General features: G+C 57.9%; 16 protein-coding genes, 1 pseudogene and 1 riboswitch. Of the genes and pseudogenes, 8 read left to right on the top strand and 9 right to left on the bottom strand.

The features are described from left to right. Nucleotides 1-82 precede the first annotated feature (82 nt). Nucleotides 83-616: a hypothetical protein gene (locus M516_RS0118925; RefSeq protein ID WP_035290208.1), complete on the bottom strand. Its 534-nt coding sequence runs from the start codon at nt 614-616 to the stop codon at nt 83-85. 187 nt (nt 617-803) lie between these two features. Between M516_RS0118925 and M516_RS0118920 the strand changes: the two are divergent. After that, nucleotides 804-1,232, top strand: a pseudogene (locus tag M516_RS0118920) (ABC transporter substrate-binding protein); the annotation flags it as partial. Between the two features lie 69 nt (nt 1,233-1,301). Here the strand turns inward: M516_RS0118920 and M516_RS0118915 are convergent. Then, the gene (locus M516_RS0118915) at nt 1,302-1,481 is read right to left on the bottom strand and encodes a small acid-soluble spore protein H (RefSeq protein WP_029100510.1); all 180 of its coding nucleotides are present in this window, start codon (nt 1,479-1,481) and stop codon (nt 1,302-1,304) included. Between the two features lie 168 nt (nt 1,482-1,649). Between M516_RS0118915 and M516_RS0118910 the strand changes: the two genes are divergently transcribed. Further along, complete coding sequence (locus M516_RS0118910) at nt 1,650-3,002, top strand: MATE family efflux transporter (RefSeq protein WP_029100509.1); 1,353 nt, start codon at nt 1,650-1,652, stop codon at nt 3,000-3,002. A gap of 107 nt (nt 3,003-3,109) precedes the next feature. Next, on the top strand, nt 3,110-4,891 hold the full coding sequence (gene recQ / locus M516_RS0118905; RefSeq protein ID WP_029100508.1) for a DNA helicase RecQ: 1,782 nt from the start codon (nt 3,110-3,112) through the stop codon (nt 4,889-4,891). Between the two features lie 56 nt (nt 4,892-4,947). Here recQ and lplT read toward each other — a convergent pair whose 3' ends face one another. The 5 genes from lplT to M516_RS0118880 all read right to left on the bottom strand — a co-directional run bounded on the left by lplT (nt 4,948) and on the right by M516_RS0118880 (nt 10,983). Continuing rightward, the gene (lplT, locus tag M516_RS0118900) at nt 4,948-6,165 is read right to left on the bottom strand and encodes a lysophospholipid transporter LplT (protein WP_029100507.1); all 1,218 of its coding nucleotides are present in this window, start codon (nt 6,163-6,165) and stop codon (nt 4,948-4,950) included. After that, nucleotides 6,162-8,276 (bottom strand): AMP-binding protein, encoded by a 2,115-nt coding sequence (locus M516_RS0118895; protein WP_029100506.1) that lies wholly within the window; start codon nt 8,274-8,276, stop codon nt 6,162-6,164. Before M516_RS0118895 ends, lplT begins: the two co-directional genes overlap by 4 nt. A gap of 129 nt (nt 8,277-8,405) precedes the next feature. Further along, a complete protein-coding gene (locus M516_RS0118890) occupies nt 8,406-9,044 on the bottom strand; it encodes a response regulator (protein ID WP_029100505.1) in 639 nt (212 codons plus the stop codon). Nucleotides 9,045-9,056: 12 nt separating this feature from the next. Further along, a complete protein-coding gene (locus M516_RS0118885) occupies nt 9,057-10,442 on the bottom strand; it encodes a sensor histidine kinase (protein ID WP_029100504.1) in 1,386 nt (461 codons plus the stop codon). A gap of 118 nt (nt 10,443-10,560) precedes the next feature. After that, complete coding sequence (locus tag M516_RS0118880) at nt 10,561-10,983, bottom strand: DUF4275 family protein (protein WP_029100503.1); 423 nt, start codon at nt 10,981-10,983, stop codon at nt 10,561-10,563. A 179-nt stretch (nt 10,984-11,162) separates the two neighbouring features. Here M516_RS0118880 and fumC point away from each other — a divergent pair, with 179 nt between their 5' ends. Continuing rightward, on the top strand, nt 11,163-12,551 hold the full coding sequence (gene fumC, locus M516_RS0118875; RefSeq protein ID WP_029100502.1) for a class II fumarate hydratase: 1,389 nt from the start codon (nt 11,163-11,165) through the stop codon (nt 12,549-12,551). A 30-nt stretch (nt 12,552-12,581) separates the two neighbouring features. Here fumC and M516_RS0118870 read toward each other — a convergent pair whose 3' ends face one another. Then, entirely contained in the window at nt 12,582-14,762 is a 2,181-nt protein-coding gene (locus tag M516_RS0118870) for a sensor histidine kinase (protein WP_029100501.1), read from the bottom strand. After that, a complete protein-coding gene (locus M516_RS0118865) occupies nt 14,740-15,432 on the bottom strand; it encodes a response regulator transcription factor (protein WP_029100500.1) in 693 nt (230 codons plus the stop codon). The genes M516_RS0118870 and M516_RS0118865 overlap by 23 nt, the downstream gene beginning before the upstream one ends. A gap of 295 nt (nt 15,433-15,727) precedes the next feature. After that, nucleotides 15,728-15,818, top strand: a riboswitch (cyclic di-GMP riboswitch). A gap of 84 nt (nt 15,819-15,902) precedes the next feature. Here M516_RS0118865 and M516_RS0118860 point away from each other — a divergent pair. From M516_RS0118860 to cshA, 4 genes are all read left to right on the top strand, one after another. Then, nucleotides 15,903-17,876, top strand: coding sequence for a methyl-accepting chemotaxis protein (locus M516_RS0118860; protein WP_029100499.1), 1,974 nt, complete (start codon nt 15,903-15,905; stop codon nt 17,874-17,876). A gap of 204 nt (nt 17,877-18,080) precedes the next feature. Continuing rightward, nucleotides 18,081-18,947, top strand: coding sequence for a transporter substrate-binding domain-containing protein (locus M516_RS0118855; protein ID WP_029100498.1), 867 nt, complete (start codon nt 18,081-18,083; stop codon nt 18,945-18,947). A gap of 177 nt (nt 18,948-19,124) precedes the next feature. Next, a complete protein-coding gene (locus M516_RS0118850) occupies nt 19,125-19,340 on the top strand; it encodes a cold shock domain-containing protein (protein WP_197058204.1) in 216 nt (71 codons plus the stop codon). Nucleotides 19,341-19,452: 112 nt separating this feature from the next. Further along, complete coding sequence (cshA, locus tag M516_RS23920; RefSeq protein ID WP_081656602.1) at nt 19,453-20,898, top strand: degradosome RNA helicase CshA; 1,446 nt, start codon at nt 19,453-19,455, stop codon at nt 20,896-20,898. Nucleotides 20,899-21,044: the final 146 nt, after the last annotated feature.

Genomic DNA, 21,044 nt, shown 5'->3' with positions numbered 1-21,044 from the left:
GGAGTTTGCCTGCAAGCAAGAGGGGATCACGTTCATGCGCGCGCATGGGGGAAGGACGTGCCGGATCGGACGGGAACCTTTTTCACCCGTCCCGCCTGTCTCCCATCGCCTCGGCGATGGCTTCCGCCAGCTTTTCGGGATGGTGGGAGCCGATAATCAGCAGTTTGTTGTCGTTCAACCGCAGTTTGACCCCGCGATTTCCGCTGACGATGTAGGCCCATCCGCCGGGAAACCATCTGATGCCCCATCCGCCAAAATCCCAGAACGGGCTGAATTGGCACACTTCATGCGACGCAATGCCCGTGTAGGGGATGCGGCGGCGGACGAAGGGGAAATAGCGGATCGACACCCCCTGTTCCGTTACCTCCACCACCAGTTTGGACAAGAACAGCGCGGTGATCAGGAACGGAAGCACAATACCCAACAACATCCAGGTGATCCACGCTTCCGCCGCGGACATTGGCTCATCAACCGTTCTTCCCAAAAAAATCCGCTGGTAGAAATCGTACGAAAAGGTGGACACCATCAAGATATCGATGGCAATCACAATCGCCCACAGCCATATCTGCCGAAAACGCTGGACTTCGCGATAGTACACGGTTTCATCAGTACGCATTTCTCTGATCCTCCGCTTCCATCATGGGTTCCGTTCATCAGCATCCTTGTTTTGATTATACATCAATCATCACTGATATCCATCGTGCCGCACCCGTGTGATCTCCCCACGCCCTACGCCGATCACTTGTTTGCCATCGGTGAGACTGCGGCGGTCAAGGGTGTGGCCGGGCTGAAAGGCGCAGCAATACATAGACAGCTATCGCCAAAAACTGAAGGACGTCGCCTCGTTGATGGAACAATCCGGCGAGAAGGGAAAAACGGCCCTGTTTTTGATGACGTGGGGCAAAGGATTTAACTACTATGGTGGGGTGCGCATGTCTCCTTATTACAAGGAGCTCGGCTTTACGCCATTTGACAAAATGGGGGATTACGGCGAAATCAGCCTGGAGGGCGTAAGCGAGTTGAATCCGGATTACATTTTTCTGGGGGAGGACTTTACCCGCTCGGCGGACGTAGCGCTGAAGGAACTGGAGCAAAATCCGGTCTGGAAGAATCTGCGCGCTGTGAAGAACAACCGCGTGTTCGTTGTGGATACTGAAATCATGGGCCCGTTGGCGATGGGGCAGTACAAGGGTCTGGACGTGATCGAAAGCATCATGAAGGGCGGCAAATGACCGTTGGCGTTTCACCGCGAACAACGAAGAAACCTCCTTATCCGGAGGTTTCTTCGTTCTTTGCCTATCTTAATGCTCAATCAAACGATTCAACGGCACCGTCTGTTCCTTTTCCGGTTCACCCAGGGGATAGATGCGGGCCGTTTCGTTCTGTTCATCGACATGCTGGATGTAGACGGGAGTGCCGTCGCAGGTCACGTTTGCCATGACGGGGGAAGCGGCAATTTCTTTTGCCCGTTGTTTGTTCATCGTCCTGCCCTCCTTGTCGTTGTTGCCAGTGATATTGTGTGCCCCCGGCGTTATTCATATGCGGACGCGGACGGGATCGCATGGTAGAATAGAGCGGAGCCATCTTTTGGATGAGAGCGGGGCGGATCGATTTCGCCGCGTCTGCCGTTTTCGGAGGATGAACAAACCATGCATCAAACGCACACGCTCCAAGAAAAACTGCGTCAGTTCCTGTCCGTTCTGCTGCCGATTCTGGTCTCGCAGTTGGCCCTGTTTGCCATGACCTTCTTTGACACCATCATGTCGGGCCACGCCAGTCCCGTCGATCTGGCGGGCGTGGCGATCGGGTCGAGCATCTGGGTCCCGATTCAGTCGGGACTGACCGGTATCCTGCTGGCGGTGACGCCGATGGTGGCCCAACTGGTCGGTGCCATGCGGAAGGATCAGGTGCCGTTTACGGTCATGCAGGCGCTCTATTTGTCCGTCGTGATCGCCGTCGCCGTCATCCTGTGCGGCGCGCTGGTTCTCCAGCCGATTTTGAACAGCATGAATCTGGAGACGGACGTTCGCGACATTGCCCGGCGATTCCTGATCGCGCTGTCGTTTGGCATCGTGCCCATGTTTGTCTACACCGTGCTGCGCTGTTTTATCGACGCGCTCGGCATGACGCGGGTGACGATGGTCATTACGCTGATTTCCCTGCCGATCAACGTCGCACTGAACTACGTGCTCATTTTCGGGAATTTCGGGTTTCCCCGGCTCGGGGGCGTCGGTGCGGGGGTGGCATCGGCCATCACCTATTGGTGCATTGCCCTGATCAGCTTGTACGTGGTGCATCGCGTCGAGCCGTTTACCGAATACAGGATGTTTTCGCGGCTGTTCCGCGTGTCCTTGCCCGCGTGGAAAGAGCTGCTCCGGCTGGGCGTGCCGATCGGCTTCTCGATCTTTTTCGAGGTGAGCATTTTTGCCGCCGTCACGCTGCTGATGAGCCAGTTCAACACGGTCACGATCGCGGCTCACCAGGCGGCGATGAACTTCGCTTCGTTTATTTACATGGTGCCGCTGAGCATCTCCATGGCGCTCACCATCGTGGTCGGGTTTGAAGTGGGGGCGGAACGGTTCCGGGACGCGCGCCAGTACAGCTACCTGGGAATCGGGATCGCCCTGGTGATGGCGAGCTTGTTCGCCGTCGGGCTGTTCCTGTTTAGCGAACAGGTGGCCGGCTTTTACACGACCGACCCGGACGTGCTTCAGCTTACGCAGCAGTTCCTGATGTACTCGATTCTGTTTCTCCTGTCGGACGCGGTGGCTGCCCCGATCCAGGGCATTTTGCGCGGGTACAAGGACGTGACGGTCCCGTTCGTCGCCGCGCTTGTCTCCTACTGGGTGATTGGCCTGCCGCTCGGCTATCTCTTGGCCAACTACACCTCCCTGGCCGCGTTCGGGTATTGGATCGGCCTGATCGCCGGCCTGGCTGCGGGCGCCGTGTTTTTGTTCGGCCGGCTGCTTCTGATGCAGCGGCGGACGGTCAAAGCGACGTAGCTGTTTTTATCCCTGTCTCGCATGGTATAAGCAATCCGAGAGCAGTCTTAAAGCGCTCTCGGATGCTTTTTTGCGCAGACTCATGAAAAGTAAAGGGGTGGATCACGTTGTTGAAACAAGCGGAAGACGTCCTGCACAAGCACTTCGGTTACCCGTCGTTTCGGGAGGGGCAAAAACAGATCGTCCACAGCCTGCTGTCCGGCCGCGATACCGTGGGCATCATGCCGACCGGGGGCGGGAAGTCCATCTGCTATCAGGTCCCGGCCCTGCTGTTTGACGGGCTGACGATCGTCATCTCCCCGCTCATCTCGCTGATGAAAGACCAGGTGGACGGGCTGGTCAGCGCGGGGATTCCCGCCACCCAGATCAACAGCACGCTGGATTACGCGGAAGTGCGCCGCCGGCTGGAGCACGCCCGCCAAGGGGCGTACAAGCTGCTGTATCTGGCGCCGGAGCGGCTGGAGTCGGAACACTTTCTTACCTGGGCCAACGAACTGCCCGTGTCGTTTGTCGCGGTCGATGAAGCCCACTGCGTCTCGCAGTGGGGGCACGATTTCCGCCCCAGCTATCTGGCGGTTGCCCGGTTCGTCCAATCGCTGCCGAAACGGCCCGTCGTGGCGGCGCTGACGGCTACGGCTACGCCCGAAGTGACGGAGGACATCCGCCGGCTGCTCGGGCTGCGGGACGAAGCCGTCTTCATCTCCGGCTTTGCCCGGGACAACCTGGTCTTGTCCGTGCGCAAAGGTGAGGACCGCCGCCGCTTTGTGCTGGACTATCTGCGGGCCCATCCGGAGCAGGCCGGTATCGTCTATGCGGCGACCCGAAAAGAGGTGGACGGGCTGTACGAGTACCTGCGGGAACGAGGGTTGTCCGTCACCCGCTACCACGCCGGCCTGAGTGAAGCGGAGCGGGCGGGCAACCAGGAGGCGTTTCTGTTTGACGACGTCCGGACGATGATCGCCACCAACGCGTTTGGCATGGGCATCGACAAGTCCAATGTCCGCTACGTGATCCACTACAACATGCCGAAAAATCTGGAAGCCTACTACCAGGAAGCCGGACGGGCGGGCAGGGACGGCGCCACAAGCGAGTGCATCCTGCTGTTTCACCCGCAGGATATCCGGACGCAAACGTTTTTGATCGAGCAGAACCAGCTCGCGGATGAGCGGAAAGAAGCCGAATACAAAAGGCTGTACGCGATGATCGATTACTGCCGGACGCCCCGGTGCCTGCAGCAGCACATCGTGCAGTACTTCGGCGAGACGTCGGCGCAGGCCTGCGGCCGATGCGGCAACTGCACCAACGAGGCGGAACTGGTGGACATCACGGTGGAGGCGCAAAAAATCTTTTCCTGCGTCAAGCGGATGAGGGAACGCTTCGGCGTCTCGCTGACGGCCCAGGTATTGAAAGGCTCGAAAAACAAGAAAGTGGCCCAGTTCGGCTTTGACAAGCTGCCCACCTATGGGGTGATGAGCGAGTACACGGAGCAGGAGATTGCCGACCTGATCCATCTGCTGATTGCCGAGGGATATCTGGGCATGACGGAAAGCCGCTATCCGGTCGTGACGCTGGCGGAAAAAGCGATCCCCGTGCTGAAAGGGGAAGAGAAGGTGTGGCAAAAGGTATGGGTTCGCCCCTCCAGGCAGGAAGACGACGACGAGCTGTTTGAGCGGCTGCGGCGGCTTCGCAAGGAGATTTCCCAGCGCGAAGGCGTGCCGCCCTACGTCATCTTCCACGACAGCACCTTGCAGGAGATGAGCCGGCTGTGTCCGACCGACAAACGGGCGATGCTTGGCGTCAAAGGCGTCGGCGAGTCGAAGTTTGAGAAGTACGGCGCGATGTTTTTGGCGTGCTTGCAGGCGTACGCCAATGAGAAGGCCGGTGTGTGAACACGCCGCCCGCACAGCAAAAAGCCGTGACACGAAGCGCGTCACGGCTTTTCCCATTACAGGCCCGCGCTTCTTTCCGCCCGGCCGCGGGGAAGCCGCTTCGTCTGACCGTTGAGATAGAGCAGAAAGAGCAGCAGCAGGAGCCCCTGTGCCACGATTGCGGCCGATACGGAGGCGCCGAGGTAGACGATGAAGTAGTAGAGGCCGGAGCCGACCAGCATGAGGATGTTTTCGACGAAATTCTGGATCGCGATCGTCTGCCCGGTACCGACGACCTTTTTTCCTTCCTCCTGCAGGACGGTGTTCATCGGGACGATAAACACGCCGCCCATGAAGCCGACCAAAAGCAGGAACAGGATGGCGATCGCCGTGACGTGAAACCAGGGGAACAGCAGAATCAGCAGGAACATCCCGAATCCGTAGACAACCGAACGGTAGAACCGGTTCAGCGGGATCAGCCGGGGCGCGAGAAACGCGCCGAAGATGATCCCGATCGAGGTGGTGGCCAGGATCAGCGAGACGGAAAAGCTCTCCGGATGGATGCCGAGCGCGGCGGGAATCCAGGCTAGCACCGCGACCCGCAGAACGGCCGAGCTCATCCAGAACGCGCCGGTGCCGATCAGGGAGAAGCTGGTCTCCGGCCGTCCCATCAACTGCCGGAAGTTGTGGAAGAACCGCCGCGCCTCCGCGCCGTAGCGAATCCGGGGGTTGCCGTTGAGGCGCGGGATAAAAAACGTCATCGCCACGGAACAGACGTACAGGGCCATGCAGATCAACGAGGAGATCAGGGGAGGCGTCATCGAGGCGATGGCCCCTCCGCCGCCGATCCCGGTCAAAATGGCGATGATCGTGTACGCTTCGATTCGCGCGTTGGCGCGGAACAGGTCGTCTTCGCTGTGCGTCAGCTCCGGCAGAATCCCGTACTTGGCCGGGGAGTAGACGACAGCCCCCACCCCGACCGTGAAGTAGCTGAGCATCAGCATCAGGATGCTGGCATGATCGGTCACCAGCAGCAGCAGGACGCCGAGCGCCTTGATCAGGTTGCCGATCACCAGCACCACCGATTTGGGATGCTTGTCGGCAAACGGGCCGACGACCGGGGCGAGGACGATGTACGGCAGGAAAAACGACATCGAGACGAGTGCGAGCATCGCGGGAGAAAAGCCGTTCTCCCGCAGCAGATTGGCGATCACAAACAAAATCATGTTGTCGGCAAACGCGGACAAAAACTGCGTAACGTACAGGGCCTGAAGCGGCTGCCATCTCGTCTTCACGACGCGTTCCTCCCTTGTTCGGCCAACTGTTTCAGCGCGACGTAATCGGTTTTGCCGCTGCCCAGGAGCGGCAGTTGTTTGATGACGTGCACGGCGGACGGCAGCAGCAGGGGAGAAAACTGCCTCTCTGCCAGGTACGCCCGCAGCCGGTCCGTGCGCACGGATTCGTCGGTCGTGTACAGCACGATTTTTTCGCCCCTGCGCGGGTCGCTGACGGCGATGGCGGCCAGCTCGGAGTGGCCGAAACACTGGGCGGCCAATTCTTCCACCAGGTTGAGCGAGACCATCTCGCCGGCGATTTTGGCGAAGCGTTTCAACCGCGACTGGATCGTGAGAAAGCCGTCGGCATCCTGTTCCACCAGATCGCCTGTCGGGTACCAGTCGTCTGCCGGGAGGAAACCCTTGCCGTGAATCAGGTACCCTTTCATCACGTTGGGCCCTTTGACCAGCAGATGGCCGCCTCGGGCGATGCCCTCCACCGGCTCCAGACGGGATTCGATGCCGGGCAGCAGCCGTCCGACGGTACCCGGCCTGTTGGCCAGCGGCGTATTGAGCGACAGGATCGGAGACGTCTCCGTCGCGCCGTAGCCTTCAAAAATCCGCACCCCGAATTTCTCCATCCACAACTGCCGGACATCCGGTTTCAGCTTCTCCGCACCGGCGAAGACGTAGCGGAGCGAATAGAAGTTGTAGGGATGGGCGGCTTTGCCGTACCCGGCCAGGAAGGTGGAAGTGCCGAACAGGATCGTCGCATTCTGGTCGTAGCACAGTTCGGAGATCACCTTGTAATGCAGCGGGCTGGGGTACAGAAAGACGGGGACCCCGGCGACGACCGGAAGCAGGGTGCCTGCCGTCAGCCCAAAGCTGTGAAACATCGGCAGCGCGTTGAAAATCTTGTCGCGGGCGGTGATGTCGATCACGCTGGTCACCTGCTGGATATTGGCGTACACATTGGTGTGCGTCAGGACGACGCCTTTCGGTTTGCTTTCGCTGCCCGAGGTGAACAGGATCAGTTCGTTGGCGCCTGCCTGCGACCGCTGGCCGGTCAGGTAGCGGAAAAGGGCGGTGAGCTTGTTGCCGGTGGTCGCGGAGGCTTTCACATCCTCCAGGTAGATGATCGCGACGCGCTCGGAAAGGCCCTGGATCAGATGCTCCAGCTTCCCTTTTTCGATAAACACGCGGGAAGTCAGGACCGTGTGGATGCCCGCCGTCTCGCAGCAGTCCAGGAGTGACCGGACGCCGAGCGAGAAGTTCAGGATCGCGGGGGTGATTCCCAACCGAAACAGGGAGAGCAGGGTGACCAGATGACCGACCGAGTTGGGCAGGAGCACGCCGACGGTCCGTTTGCCGGCCAAGAGCGTGTTCCACTTGTCGCCGAGCAGGTAGCTGGCGATCAGCAGGGTGCGATAGCTGACGGAGGAGGTCAGATCCTTGGCGATCATCTGCCTGGCGCCGTGGATGCGGGCCGCTTCCAGCACTTCGTCAAACAGGTTGACGTCCTGCTTCATCCGCGCCCGGAACAGCTCGGTCTGCAGCGTGCGCAGGATCAAGTCGCTCGCCGCCGCCTTCTGCTCGCGCATCGATTCGTGTTCGTTCTTCTGCAGGGTGAACGGCGTGCCGATGGAAATGGTCACTTTCGGGAACCAGGCGATCCGCACTTTGCCTTTCAGATAGGAGAACACCGACCGTTCCAGCCCCTGGATGATGACCGGATAGACGGGAGCGCCGGTGCGGATGGCCAGATAGCCGACGCCGCTGTAGATTTTCATCAGGCCGCCGGTGGTGGTGATCCGTCCTTCCGGAAAAATCACCAGCGATTCACCGTTTTTGAGCACCCGCAGCATGTGCCGAATCGAGTAGGGGTTGAGCGGGTCGACCGTAACGTGCTTGCGGAAGCGAAGGAAAAAGGCGAATCTTTTGGCGATTTCAGTGTTGGCCACAAAAGTGGTGGTGGACGGCAGGACAAAGGCCAGCAGGACCGCGTCCAGGAGCGAGACGTGGTTGGGGATGATGATGCAGGGCCGGGAGACGTCCAGTTTGTCGAGGCCCCGGAAGCGGGGGCGGAACCAGAGATAAAGAATCCACTTGACGAATCCATACATGAGTGCCATTACGGACCACACCTTTACGAAAAAATAAGTGCTTGCAGCTTTCATTCTAAGGAGTGGCCCCGGCAAAAAAAGTACCAACTTTCATTGGTACCTGGTCATAACACCTGCTGGGGGCATGGTGGACGCGCCTCAGAGCATCTTTTTCTGCTTCGCTTTGGCGGCCGCTTCCTTGCTTGTTTTGACGCCCATTTTTTTCAAAATGCGGTTGATGTGATTTTTGATCGTCCGCCTGGTGATGTGCAGGGTCTGTTCAATCTGGGACTGGGTGCGGCCCTGGTCGATCAGCCGCAGGATGTCTTTCTCCGCCGGGGAGAGCAGCTTTTGGGCCTCTTCCTGTTTCAAGCGCAGAAACTCGCTGCGCAAAGCGGCGGCCGCGGTGGGGTGGATCGCCGATTGGCGGTGGTGGGCCGCCCGGATGGCATCGGGGATCTCCTTGAAGTTTGCCTTGCTGATGTAATTGACGGCACCTGCGGAAAAGGACTCGACGATCACGTCTTGCGCCGTCAGGGAAGTCAGCATGATGATGCAGCAGTCGTCCCGCATGTCGGCGAAGGCAAGCGCGGTGTCGATACCGTCCAGATTGTTTTCGCTCAAATTGATGTCCATCAGGACCACGTCGGCTTCGCAGCGTTCAAACCGCTCGATCGCCTCTTCCTTGGACCCGGCTTCGCCGACGACGGCGATGTCGGCTTCCCGGTTGAGATAATCGGCCAGGCCTGTTCGCCAGGCCGGGTCGTCCTCCACGAGAAACACGCGGATTTTTTCCATCGTTTTCACCTCCTAGGCCTCCGCTCTGCCGGCTCGCGCGACACGCCTGCGCGGGAAGAACAGAAACGCGGTCGTACCTTTGTCCTTGACGCTGTATATCTCCAGCATGCCCTGGTGCTTCTGCATCACGTTGTAGCAGTAGGACAGCCCCAGGCCGAAGTTTTGGCCGGTCTTCTTGGTGGAAAAAAACGGGTCGAACACGTAGGGCAGATGCTCCTGGGCAATGCCCACGCCCGTATCGGCCACCGCGATGACCAGGTGCTTGTTGGACAAGAACATCTGCAGCGTGAGCGTGCCGCCCGCTTTCATCGCCTCCAGGGCATTCATGCAGAGGTTGGTGAGAATCTCCCGGAGCTGCACCGGATCACAGGTGAGCCGCAGCGTCTCGTCCAACTCGGTGACGATGTGGACGCGCTGCTTGTCGGCGCAAGGCTTTAGCACGTGCAGCACCTGGGCAATCACTTCGCCGGGGTTCACGGTTTCCTCGCGCAGCACGATGTCCTGCAGTTGTCCCTGAATCCGGTTGGCCATATTCAGAATATGCTGGGCCGATTGGGCCAAAATCCGCGCGTCTTCCTGCAGGGCCGGCTGGTTGGTCTCGGCGGCGCGGGATTGAATCCGGTCGGCGTAGAGCAGGATTTTGCCCACTTCGTTCTTGATCGTGTGGTTGACGATCTGCGCCCCGGAGGTCATCGCCCGCAGCGTGCTGTCCAGGCGCCGCTTTTCCACGCGCAGCTTCACGCCGAGAAACCCGTACTTCACGCTGATGAATAAAATCAGAAAAAACTGAATTCCGACGACCAGGCTGTTGTACCGCCAGGCGTCGTACAGGTTTTGCGTCCGCATCACGTAGATCAGGATGAACACGAACAGCAGGGGAATGATGACGAGCATGTTGGTAAACAGACGGCTCTTTTTGACGAGCGGGTCCTTTTCCTTCCGGTACAGCAGCACGAGCATCAGACTGGCCGCGATGAAATAGGGAAAGACCCAGGCGACCATGATCCAGTAGTTGAACGCGAGCACCGGGTAGATCGGCGTGATCGCCCACATGACCAGCGGCGGGACGAGGGCGGCGTACTGAATCAGCCGCTTCGTCTTACGCGTGAACCAGTCGCCGGAGTGGACGGCGAACATGAGGTACGTGTACGGCAGCCCCACCTGACAGAGGAAGGAGGCGCTTCGGCTGGTGAACAGCAGCAGAAACGCCAGCGCCGGATAGCGGGCCGCGTAGTCCTGCACCAGCGGATACAGCGTCTCGTCGATTACGGCGGAGAAAAAGCCGCCTCCCCCGACAAACGCGGTCGCGCTCCCCCAGCGGGCGGACGTGCTTTTCGGATCGGTAAAGAGGACAAATAACCCGAAGGCCCAGATGGCCAGCAAGATCAAGATCATCATCGCGGAAGTCTCCTGTCATTCGTCTACGCTTATTATACCGTAACGGGGGAGAAGGGGGAGACGGCAGATTCCGGGCAGGCGTTCGCGCTGCGGGCGGTGCCGCGTTCGCCTGCTTCCGTTACGATTTGCGGCTAAAGTAAGGACCGCACCAGCCGGTCTCGTGTGTTCGCACATACGTCCAGGTAAATTCTTTATCGACAACGTACACATCCATTTCGTTCAGGAGGTCATCCGCGGTTAGCATGGAGGAGTTCTCCAGAATGAACGCATCGTCCGAATGTTGATAAAACAAGAAACACGCCTTCTTTGGCTCTTCGTTGAAGGCTTTTTCGGCGCTATCTCCCTCCAAACACGCTTTTTTCCCGTAACTGAACAAGTGCCATAAATAGCCATGGGCAACATTCAGATAAATGGAGCGTTTCTCGTCATCACTCAGATGATTGGCAAAGTGATGTTCCCATTGGTTTCGCAGGTACGTTCCCCATTTTGGTATGTCCGTAACCTTTACTTTTTTCATGCGAAGCAGATCAACAAGATCCATACACGACCTCCACATTCTCATGAACTGACGCATTTATCGTACCATTGGCGTCAACATTGTTGAACGAAACGTCCGTTCATTCCGTAAAAACGGTGCTGAGGCATGAAAGAAAAGAAACATGTGAAAAGAGGCGCGTTGGACATCATATACTGTGCATATCCCATTAAGGAGGAAGCCGCATGGAGTACAGAATCGAAAGGGATACCCTGGGAGAAATGAGGGTGCCCGCGGACAAACTGTGGGGGGCGCAGACGCAGCGCAGCTACCAGAACTTCCGGATCGGCACGGAACGGATGCCCCGGGAGATCATTCGGGTGTTTGCCGTATTGAAGAAAAGCGCGGCTTTGGTCAATCAGCGGTTGGGCAAACTGGACAGCGAGAAGGCGGAGGCCATCGCGGCGGCGGCCGATGAGGTGCTGCAGGGGAAGTGGGACGAGCATTTTCCCCTGGTGGTGTGGCAGACCGGCAGCGGCACGCAGTCCAACATGAACGTGAACGAAGTGATCGCCAACCGGGCCAACCAGCTTCTGGAGCGGCAGGGAAGCGCGCTGCGGGTCCATCCCAACGACGATGTCAACAAGGCGCAAAGCTCCAATGACACGTTTCCGACGGCGATGCACGTCGCCGGGCTGATCGCCGCAGAAGACCAGGTGCTGCCCGCTCTGGCCGCCCTCAAGGAAACGCTGCGCCAGAAGAGCGAGGAGTACCGGGACGTGATCAAGATCGGCCGCACCCATCTGCAGGACGCCACCCCGCTGACGCTGGGACAGGAGATCAGCGGCTGGCACCGCATGCTGGAAAAAAGCGAACGGATGATCACGGAGAGCGCGGAATACCTCCGGGAGCTGGCGATCGGCGGCACGGCCGTCGGCACCGGCATCAACGCTCATCCCCGGTTCGGCGAAATGGTGGCGGAAGAGATCAGCAGGCTGACGGGGAAGCGCTTTGTCTCCGCGGTCAACAAGTTCCACGCCTTGACCAGCCACGATGAGCTGGTTCACGTCCACGGCGCGTTCAAAGCGCTTGCCGCCGATCTGATGAAAATCGCCAACGACGTCAGGTGGCTGGCCAGCGGTCCGCGCTCCGGCATCGGCGAGATCACGATTCCGGCCAATGAGCCGGGCAGCTCCATCATGCCCGGCAAGGTGAATCCGACGCAGAGCGAAGCGCTCACGATGGTCGTCTGCCAGGTGATGGGCAACGACGCGGCGATCGGATTTGCCGCCAGCCAGGGCAACTTTGAGCTGAACGTGTTCAAGCCGGTGATCATCTACAATTTCCTGCAATCGGCTCGGCTGCTGGCTGACGCCATGCGCTCGTTTTGCGACAACTGCGCAGTCGGAATAGAACCGAACCGGCCGGTGATCGAGCGGAATCTGGAACGCTCGCTGATGCTGGTCACCGCGCTGAACCCGCACATCGGCTACGAAAAGGCGGCGACCGTCGCGAAGCTGGCCCACCAGGAAGGGATCACGCTGCGGGAGGCGGCGGTCAAAAGCGGGATGTTGACGGCGGAGGAGTTCGACCGGATCGTTCGGCCGGAGAACATGATTCATCCGAAAGAATAGCAAGCAGGGGGCATCAAGATGCCCCCTTCGTCACGCCTTTTGAAACTCGACGATCACTTTGAACAGATCGCCGTCCAGCTCGATGGCCAGCCGCCCTCCCTGCAGTTCCATGATGCTTTTGGCGATGGCCAGTCCCAGACCGGAGCCTTCCGTGTGGCGCGATTGGTCGCCTCGTTTGAAGCGTTCAAACAGTTCGTCCGGGTCAAACTCAATCTCGTAGGCGGAGACGTTTTTCATCGTCAGCACGACGCTGTTCGCCTGTTCGGTCAGCGAGATGTAGACCCTGGTGTGGGGCAGCGCGTACTTTAGGACGTTGCCGATGAGATTTTCAAAGACCCGCCAGGTTTTTTTTCCGTCGGCCAGCGCGTGGATGTGCGGCTTCTCCGTCTGGACCCGGAACGTCAACGAGGATTCGGCGATGGCATCGTTGAACTCCGCCAGGGCCTGATTGAGCAGGGCGGCCACATTGACGCGCTCCATATGCAGCTCGACGGACCCGCTCGCCATTTTGGACGCTTCAAAGAGGTCGTCGATCAGCACCTTCAGCCTGTGGGTTTTGCGTTCCAGCACATTGACGTAGCTGCTGACCTCTTCCGGCGACAGATCGGGGCGTTTCAGCAGATTCACGTAGTTGACGATGGAGGTGAGCGGCGTTTTCAAATCGTGCGAAACGTTGCTGATCAGCTCCGTTTTGAGGCGCTCGCTCTTCATCTGGCTTTCCAGGGCGTGGCCCAGTCCCAGCTTGATATTGTTCAGGCAGCGGGCCAGATGGGCGAGATTTCCTTTGCCGCGTTCCTGGATGAGAGAATCCAGATTGCCGGCCGCCATTTCGTCCGCCCCCCGGAGAATGTTGTTCAGCAGGGCGACCCGGCGGAGGATGTACGGCAGCACGGCTGCAAGGTACAGCAGCGAATAGCATGCCCCCACCAAAAACAGCCGCTCCGATCCATAATGAAGGCCTATCAGAACAAAACCCATACCCGTTCCCAGGCCGATCGTCAGCACAAAGACGAGGCTGGCCTTGAAAAATACGGATCGATTGGCGAAGCTCTCTGCCAGAAGCGTGCGGAATTTGCGATACAAGCTGGACTCCCACTGCTGCCGGAAGAGGGTGTGGTCGTTGATCAAACGCCATGCCTCTTTTGCGTTTAGCCCCAGATAGGCGATGCATGCCGCCGTAAAGGAAAGCGTCGTCACATGTTCCAGGCCGATGGGAAAATAGAAGAACGATTCGTCCCTGACCCAGCTCAGTGTGACCAGCCCGACCGCGAGAACTGTCGCGCCTCTTACATCGAGGGGAACCCGCCGCAACAAGGAGGCGCATCTGTCGGCAAGCGGAAAATCCAACGGACTGCGCTTCCGCAGATAAACGAAGAGTCCAACTGCCGCGATAACACTTACGGCCAACAGGATACATTCGTTCAGCAGTCGCTCCCGTATGCCGAGCGCATAGGCGTAATCGTCTTGAAACCGGGAGTAACCCGCGGCCGCTTGGGGGATAATCAAATACCCCTCGAGATTGTTGGCGAGAAAGAATTCATTGGCCTGCTGTATCTGGTAATCGCTCGGCGAAGCCAGTGGGAAATGGATCGAATAGGCCGCCTTTTTCTGCAGGTTCCTGATGATGTTGAGGTCGTAGGAATGGTTGGTGTATACCTCGCCCGTATTCCGATCCTTGATGTAGTATTTGATGGTGTCGCCTCTGACGGCCAACGCTTTTTTCGCCTGTTCATACTCCTGATCCCGGGCGGCTGCCAATGTCATGATTCGCTCATCCATCTGCTTTTGATTTTCCTGCTTCACTCGGGCCAGTTCCTGATCGCGCGCCTGCGCGAGTCTGCTGGCCTCGGCGTGATTGCCGCTGCGCTCCGCCTCCATGATGTTGGCCTCATAGCGTCCCTTAATCTCCTCTTCTTTCTCCCGGAGATCGGCCGCAAACGTCTCTCGGATTTGCTCCAGCGTATCGGCGCCAACCTTTTCAGTCACGGTCAGTTTGGGATCATTCTTCTCCTTGAAATGAACCGTTATGGCCAGGTTAACGACTTCCGTCAACTGTTGGTGAAAGGAAGGGCTGCGAAAGTAATAATCCTTGTCCAGGTATTCTCGGTGCCGGATCACATCGGCCGCCGCAAGCAAGGCGAGAGCGGACAGGTGGAAAAGCAGGACCAGCGCGATGACGGGCCCGTATTTATTTTTCAATCTTGTAGCCAATGCCCCACACCACCTTGGGATATTGAGGTTCTTTCGGGTTGATCTCGATTTTTTCGCGAATTCTTCTCACGTGCACGGCCACCGTGTTATCCGCGTTCAGGCAGGGCTCCTTCCACACCTTTTCGTAAATCTCTTCGATCGAAAAGACCCTGCCCCTGTTCTCCATCAAAAGCTCCAAAATCTTGTATTCCGTAGGGGTGAGCCTTGCTTCCTCGCCGTCCACGTACACGGTTTTTTCCCGCTTGTTCAAGACGAGTCCCCGCACCCGGATTTCGTCTTCGCGGGCGGTATAGTTGCCCAGGTGGGTGTATCGCCTCAACTGCGATTTCACCCGGGCAACAAGCTCCAGCGGATTGAACGGTTTGGTCACGTAATCGTCGGCACCGATGGTCAGCCCCAGAATCTTGTCGGTATCTTCCGATTTGGCCGACAGCATGATGATCGGGATGTTTTTGCTTTCCCGAATGGCAAACGTCGCTTTCAATCCGTCCATCTGCGGCATCATGATGTCCAGGATGATCAGATGAACCTCTTCCTGCTCCAAAACCGCCAGGGCCTCCTGCCCGTTACCTGCTTTCAGCACGTGGATGTCTTCGCTTTTCAGATAGATCTCGATCGCGTCCCGGATTTCCGCTTCGTCGTCCACGACCAGGACATGGTATTTTGCCATGATCATCACCCGTCTTCCCTCGCCAATTTCGTCGTGTAGCGGAGCCAGCTCTATCTTACCGAGAATATTTTACAAATCGGCTGTAAAAATCCTTACAAAATTCTTAAGAAAATCGTTCCATCATTCCTCATTCGTTGGGAGGCAGGTCGACAGGGGAGAAAAGAGGACAGTGCGAAGGTCGCGTTTCGTTCCATCAGCGCGCAGATTTTAAAAATTTATGAAATCTTTTAGATTTTCTGGCCCTCATTTTTCAATTTGTGCTATAGTTCTTTTAGCATATTTTAACACGGAAAAAAGTGACAAAAGGCAAACCCGTTGAAAGGCGGGGACGCAAAGCCACGGGTCTAAGGTTGCAGTCATGCAGCTATGACAGCCGGGTTGCCAAACCGCAGGCATCGCAGGCTGTCGGATGGCAGTCTGCTTTTTTTGGCAAGCCGTTCACGCACTTTCCGCCACTAGGAGGGATCACCATGGGAACCAGTCTGAAGCAAAAACTGTTGTATGTGATGTGCCTGCTGCTCATCGCCAGCCTTGTTTCGGTTTGTGCGGCAAGCTACTGGAGCTCCTCGCGTCTGCTGGAGTCCAGTCTGGATAAAGAGGCCGAACTGACCGCATCCAATCTGTCGATGAAGATCGACCAGTTTTTCCAGCAGAAAATTGCCGTGATTGAAACGATCGGCAAGCTGATGTCCGAAGACAACAACAAGGAGCATGACTTGAAGCTGATCCAGCAGGCCCAGAAGAACTATCCGGAATTTGAGACGTTCTTCTTTTCCTATGACTTGAGCGGGAAAAAGGTCATCAACTTCCAAGGGGACGTGACAGACGTGTCTGACCGGGCCCATTTCCAGGAAGCGGGCAAAGGGGAAGGAAAAATCGTCGTCTCCGAACCGGTCGTCTCCAAGCGGACGGGCAACAACATCGTAACCATCATCGTTCCGCTGATGAAAAACAACGTCCAGTACGGGTACATGGGCTCGACCATCCCGATCAACGAGATCCAAAAGACGGTGTCCGCCGAGACGTTCGGCCAGAGCGGCTACGCCTTTTTGGTGAGCAAGAAGGGAACGTACATCTGGCATCCGCAGGAAGACCTCGTGCTGAAGGAATCCATTCTCAACTCCAACATTCCGGAGTACCAATCCGCTTTCCAGGCCATTCAGGAAGGAGGGCACGGCATTCTTCAGTATAAAAGGGACAACGTCGACCAGTTTGCGTCCTATGCTTCGACGATGTTGAACTGGGGCGTGTTCATCACCGCTCCCGCCGGTGAGCTGCACGCGCCGGTGGACAAGCTCTCGGTCAACCTGCTGGCCATCTCCGTCGTGACGTTGGTCGTCGGCGTCGCTCTGGTCTATCTGCTGGCGGTTCGCCTGGTCCGCCCGATTCAGCGGCTGAATCAAGCGGTCAAAGTGGTGGCCGGCGGCGATCTGACGGAATCCGTCACCGTCCAGGGTAAGGATGAAATCGCCGTTTTGTCCCGCGATTTCAACCAGACGGTGTCTCATCTGAAGGACCTGATTCGCGGCGTCACGCTGTCCTCCGATCAGGTGCTTCGGGTCACCAGCGAGGTGTCCGCCGGCATCGAGAACGCGACCAATACGATTCACCGGATCGGGACGTCCATTCGCCAAATCGCCGACGGGGCCAAAGCGCAGGCGGGCAGTTCCCAGGAAGTGTCCATCTCCATGAACGACATGGCCAGCGGGATCGTCAAGATTGCCGAGACGTCCTCGCGGGTGTCCGAAGCGGCACGGGAGGCGGCCCAGCAGGCGGAAGAAGGCACGGCGGTCGTCGAGCAGGCCGTGCGGCAGATGAACAGCATCGGGGAAGGCACCTTGAAAGTGTCGTCGGCCATTGAGCGGCTGAACGGCCGCTCCCAGGAGATCGAGAGCATTTTGGACACGATTACCGGGCTCACGTCGCAGATCAATCTGCTCGCCTTGAACGCCTCCATCGAAGCGGCGCGGGCAGGGGAGCACGGCCGGGGCTTTGCCGTCGTGGCCGGCGAAGTGAAGAAGCTGGCCAACCAGTCGGAAGAGTCGGCCGCCAAGATCGCTCAATTGATCGCCGAAATCCAGCAGGATACGGCGAACGCGGTCGACACGATAAACGCGGGGCAGCAGGATGTGCAGGACGGGGTGAAACTGATCGAGGAAGTGCGCGAAAAATTCGTCCATATCCTGGAGGCTTCCCGCAATGTGGCCGACCACATCCTCGAAGTGTCGGCGGCGTCGGAACAGATGTCGGCCGGGTCCGAGGAGGTCAGCGCCTCCGTGGAAGAGATGCACACCATCGCCAAACACGCTTCCGAAGACGCGAAGAACGTGGCCGATGCGGCGGATGACCAGCTTCGGGCCATTCAGGAGATCGCCGAGTCGGTACAGCAGTTGAAAGAGGTCGTGGGCGAGCTGCAGCAAGGACTCGGGAAGTTCAAGCTGTAACGGGAGGCGGGAACGGAAGCGGCCCCCCTGTCAGCACAAGCCTCACAGGTCGGGGCCAGCCGGCCGGCTCAAGCCGCACACAGGATGGACAAAAGGGGGGATGCCTATGTAGGGAGGAGAGAGCCCCTGCTTGGGCAGTGACGCCCCGCAAGCAAGATCGACAAGAGAAACCGACAAAACGGCTACCATGGGAGGAGAACGACAATGAAAAAATGGAAAAGCATGCTGATTGCAGGAACAGTGGCGGTTTCGCTGCTGGGAACGGGCTTGGCCGCTCATGTGTCCGCCGCAGGTGCCCAACAGGCCCAACCGGCGGCGACCGTCGCGGACAGCACCGCAAAGCAGGAAGCCAAGAAAAAATACGAATCCCGGCTGGATGAAATCATCGCGAGGGGGTACATCCGCATCGGAACCACCGGAGATTACAAGCCGTTTACATATCTCAACCCGAAAACAGGCCAATACGAAGGGTACGACATCGACGCGATGAAAGAGTTCGCCAAAAGCCTGGGCGTGGAAGCCCGCTTTGTGCAAACCTCCTGGCCGACACTGATGAACGATCTGCTCGCCGACAAGTTTGACATTGCCGTGGGCGGCGTGACCCGCAACACCGACAGACAGAAAACAGCCCACTTGAGCGAGGGGTACGTGCAGTTCGGCAAAGTGCCGCTCATCCGCGCGGAAGACAAGGACAAGTACAAAACGATCGAGGACATCAACAAACCGAGCGTCCGCATCGGCGTCAACCCGGGCGGAACCAACGAAAAGTTCGTGCGTGAATACCTGCCGAACGCAAACGTGACCGTGGTGCAAAACAACCTGGACATCCCGGGTCTGGTGGCCAACGGCACCTACGACGTCATGATCACCGACACCTTTGAAGCGATTGTGTACGCGAAAAACGATCCGCGTCTGTACGCCGCCCGCGTGGACGATCCGTTCACCAAAAGCGAAAAAGCCTACATGATCCAGCGCGGCGACTTCATCTTCGCCAGCTACCTGGACGTATGGCTCGACGAAATGAAGCTGCAGGGCAAATTTGACGAGCTGTACAAAAAGTGGGTCGAGTAGCACCCGGTTCATCGCTGCTTTCTTCCGGAAGCGGCGATGATTGCTTCTTCGGCAAAAAAATGGTATGATGAGACCACGTTAAAAAGACATGAATACCCGAGAACGATTTTGCTGCCTCGTGCTGAGATGTGGGGCGGAAACGGTTTTGCGGTTTTCTTGCTTTTTATCAAAATTCTCATGTGGGAGGCCACAATCGTGATCGGAAAAGTCAAATGGTTTAATGCGGAAAAAGGATTTGGTTTCATTGAACGCGAAGACGGGGACGATGTGTTTGTCCATTTCTCCGCGATTACGGGAACCGGATTCAAGAGCCTGGAAGAAGGGCAAAAGGTGGAATTTGACGTTGTGCAGGGCAACCGCGGACCGCAGGCGGCAAACGTCATCCGCTTGTAAGTGGTTTCATTGAAATGACACGAAAAATGAGGGCATGTTCCGGCGTGAGGAATCATGCCCTCTTTTTCGTGAAACGGGAAAGCGAAATGAAGAAAAAGGAGATTGACGATCATTGACAACGTTTTATGAGTTTGGGCTGCACCACCTGGTGACACGGGCCCTAAAAGAAGTGGGGTACGCAGAAGCGACCCCGATTCAGGACCAAACCATTCCCATCGCCTTGACGGGCAAGGACCTGATCGGTCAGGCGCAGACCGGGACGGGAAAAACCGCCGCCTTTGGCATTCCCCTGGTGGAGAAGGCGAACGTAGACCAGGAACAAATCCAGGCGGTCGTGTTGACGCCGACGCGCGAATTGGCGGTTCAGGTAGCGGAAGAGCTGAACAAGATCGCTCGGTACAAAGGGGTGGTGGCCCTGCCTATCTACGGAGGGCAGGATATTCAACGGCAGATTGCGGCGCTGAAAAAACGGCCACAGATCATCGTCGCGACACCGGGCCGTTTCATGGATCACATGAACCGGAAAACGATCCGGCTTCAGTCCGTGAAAATGGTTGTGCTGGACGAAGCGGATGAGATGCTGAACATGGGATTCATCGACGACATCAAGGTGATCCTGAAGGAAATGCCGACACAACGGCAAACCCTGCTGTTTTCCGCCACCATGCCCAAGGCCATCCAGGAGATTGCCCGCCGATTCATGCATGACCCCGTGACCATTTCCATCCAACCCAAGGAAGTGACGGTCTCCAACATCCGGCAGCAGTACATGGAAGTGACGGAGAAGCAAAAATTCGACGTGCTGTGCCGTTTGCTCGATATTCACATGCCGGAGTTGGCCATCGTCTTCGGACGGACCAAACGGCGGGTGGACGAACTGTCGGAAGCGCTGACCAAACGGGGATACGGCGCGGAGGGGATCCACGGCGACTTGAACCAGGCCAAGCGGGACAGCGTGCTGCGTCGGTTTAAGGAAGGGACGATCGAAGTGTTGGTCGCCACCGATGTGGCCGCCAGAGGTCTGGATATCAGCGGGGTTACCCACGTGTATAACTTTGATATTCCGCAGGGCGCGGAAAGCTACGTCCACCGGATCGGCAGGACGGGCCGGGCGGGCAAGACGGGCTTGGCGATTACCTTTGTCACGCCGCGTGAAGCGGATCATCTGCGGTACATCGAGAAGACCACTATCCGCAAAATGGAACGGCGTCCGGTCCCGAGCATGGCCGAGGCGTTCGAGGGCCAGAAGCGGTTGGCCGTGGAGAAACTGTTGGAAGCGACGGGAGAAGGCAATTTGAACCTCTACAAAGCGATGGCCGAGCAGTTACTCAACGAGGTGGATTCCGTGACATTGGTTTCCGCCGCCCTCAAGATGCTGACCAAGGAACCGGACACCACACCGGTCCGCCTGACTGACGAGAAGCCGCTGAGGGTTGCGAAAAAAGGGTACCGACAGCGGCAGAGCAAGAGGGTATCGGAGCGGCAAGCGAGGCCGGCCCTGGGAAAGGACGGCCGACGGTTGGAAAGAGACGGGATGAGCGGCCGTTTTAGTTCATAATCAATACACCCAGCTGTCAGGATCGCGGCTGGGTTCATGTTTTCCTCCTGGTTCCTTTCCGAACGGTGTTTGGCCGGTTGATTTTGGAGTGATGAATGATAATATAGGCATGTGCAAGCGAAAAGAGTAAAACGAGGGGGCGGGAT

It is taken from the genome of Brevibacillus thermoruber 423 (assembly GCF_000454065.1).
Taxonomy (GTDB): domain Bacteria; phylum Bacillota; class Bacilli; order Brevibacillales; family Brevibacillaceae; genus Brevibacillus; species Brevibacillus thermoruber.
Note: the sequence above shows the minus strand (reverse complement) of the source record. Positions and strands in the feature narration are given on the sequence as shown.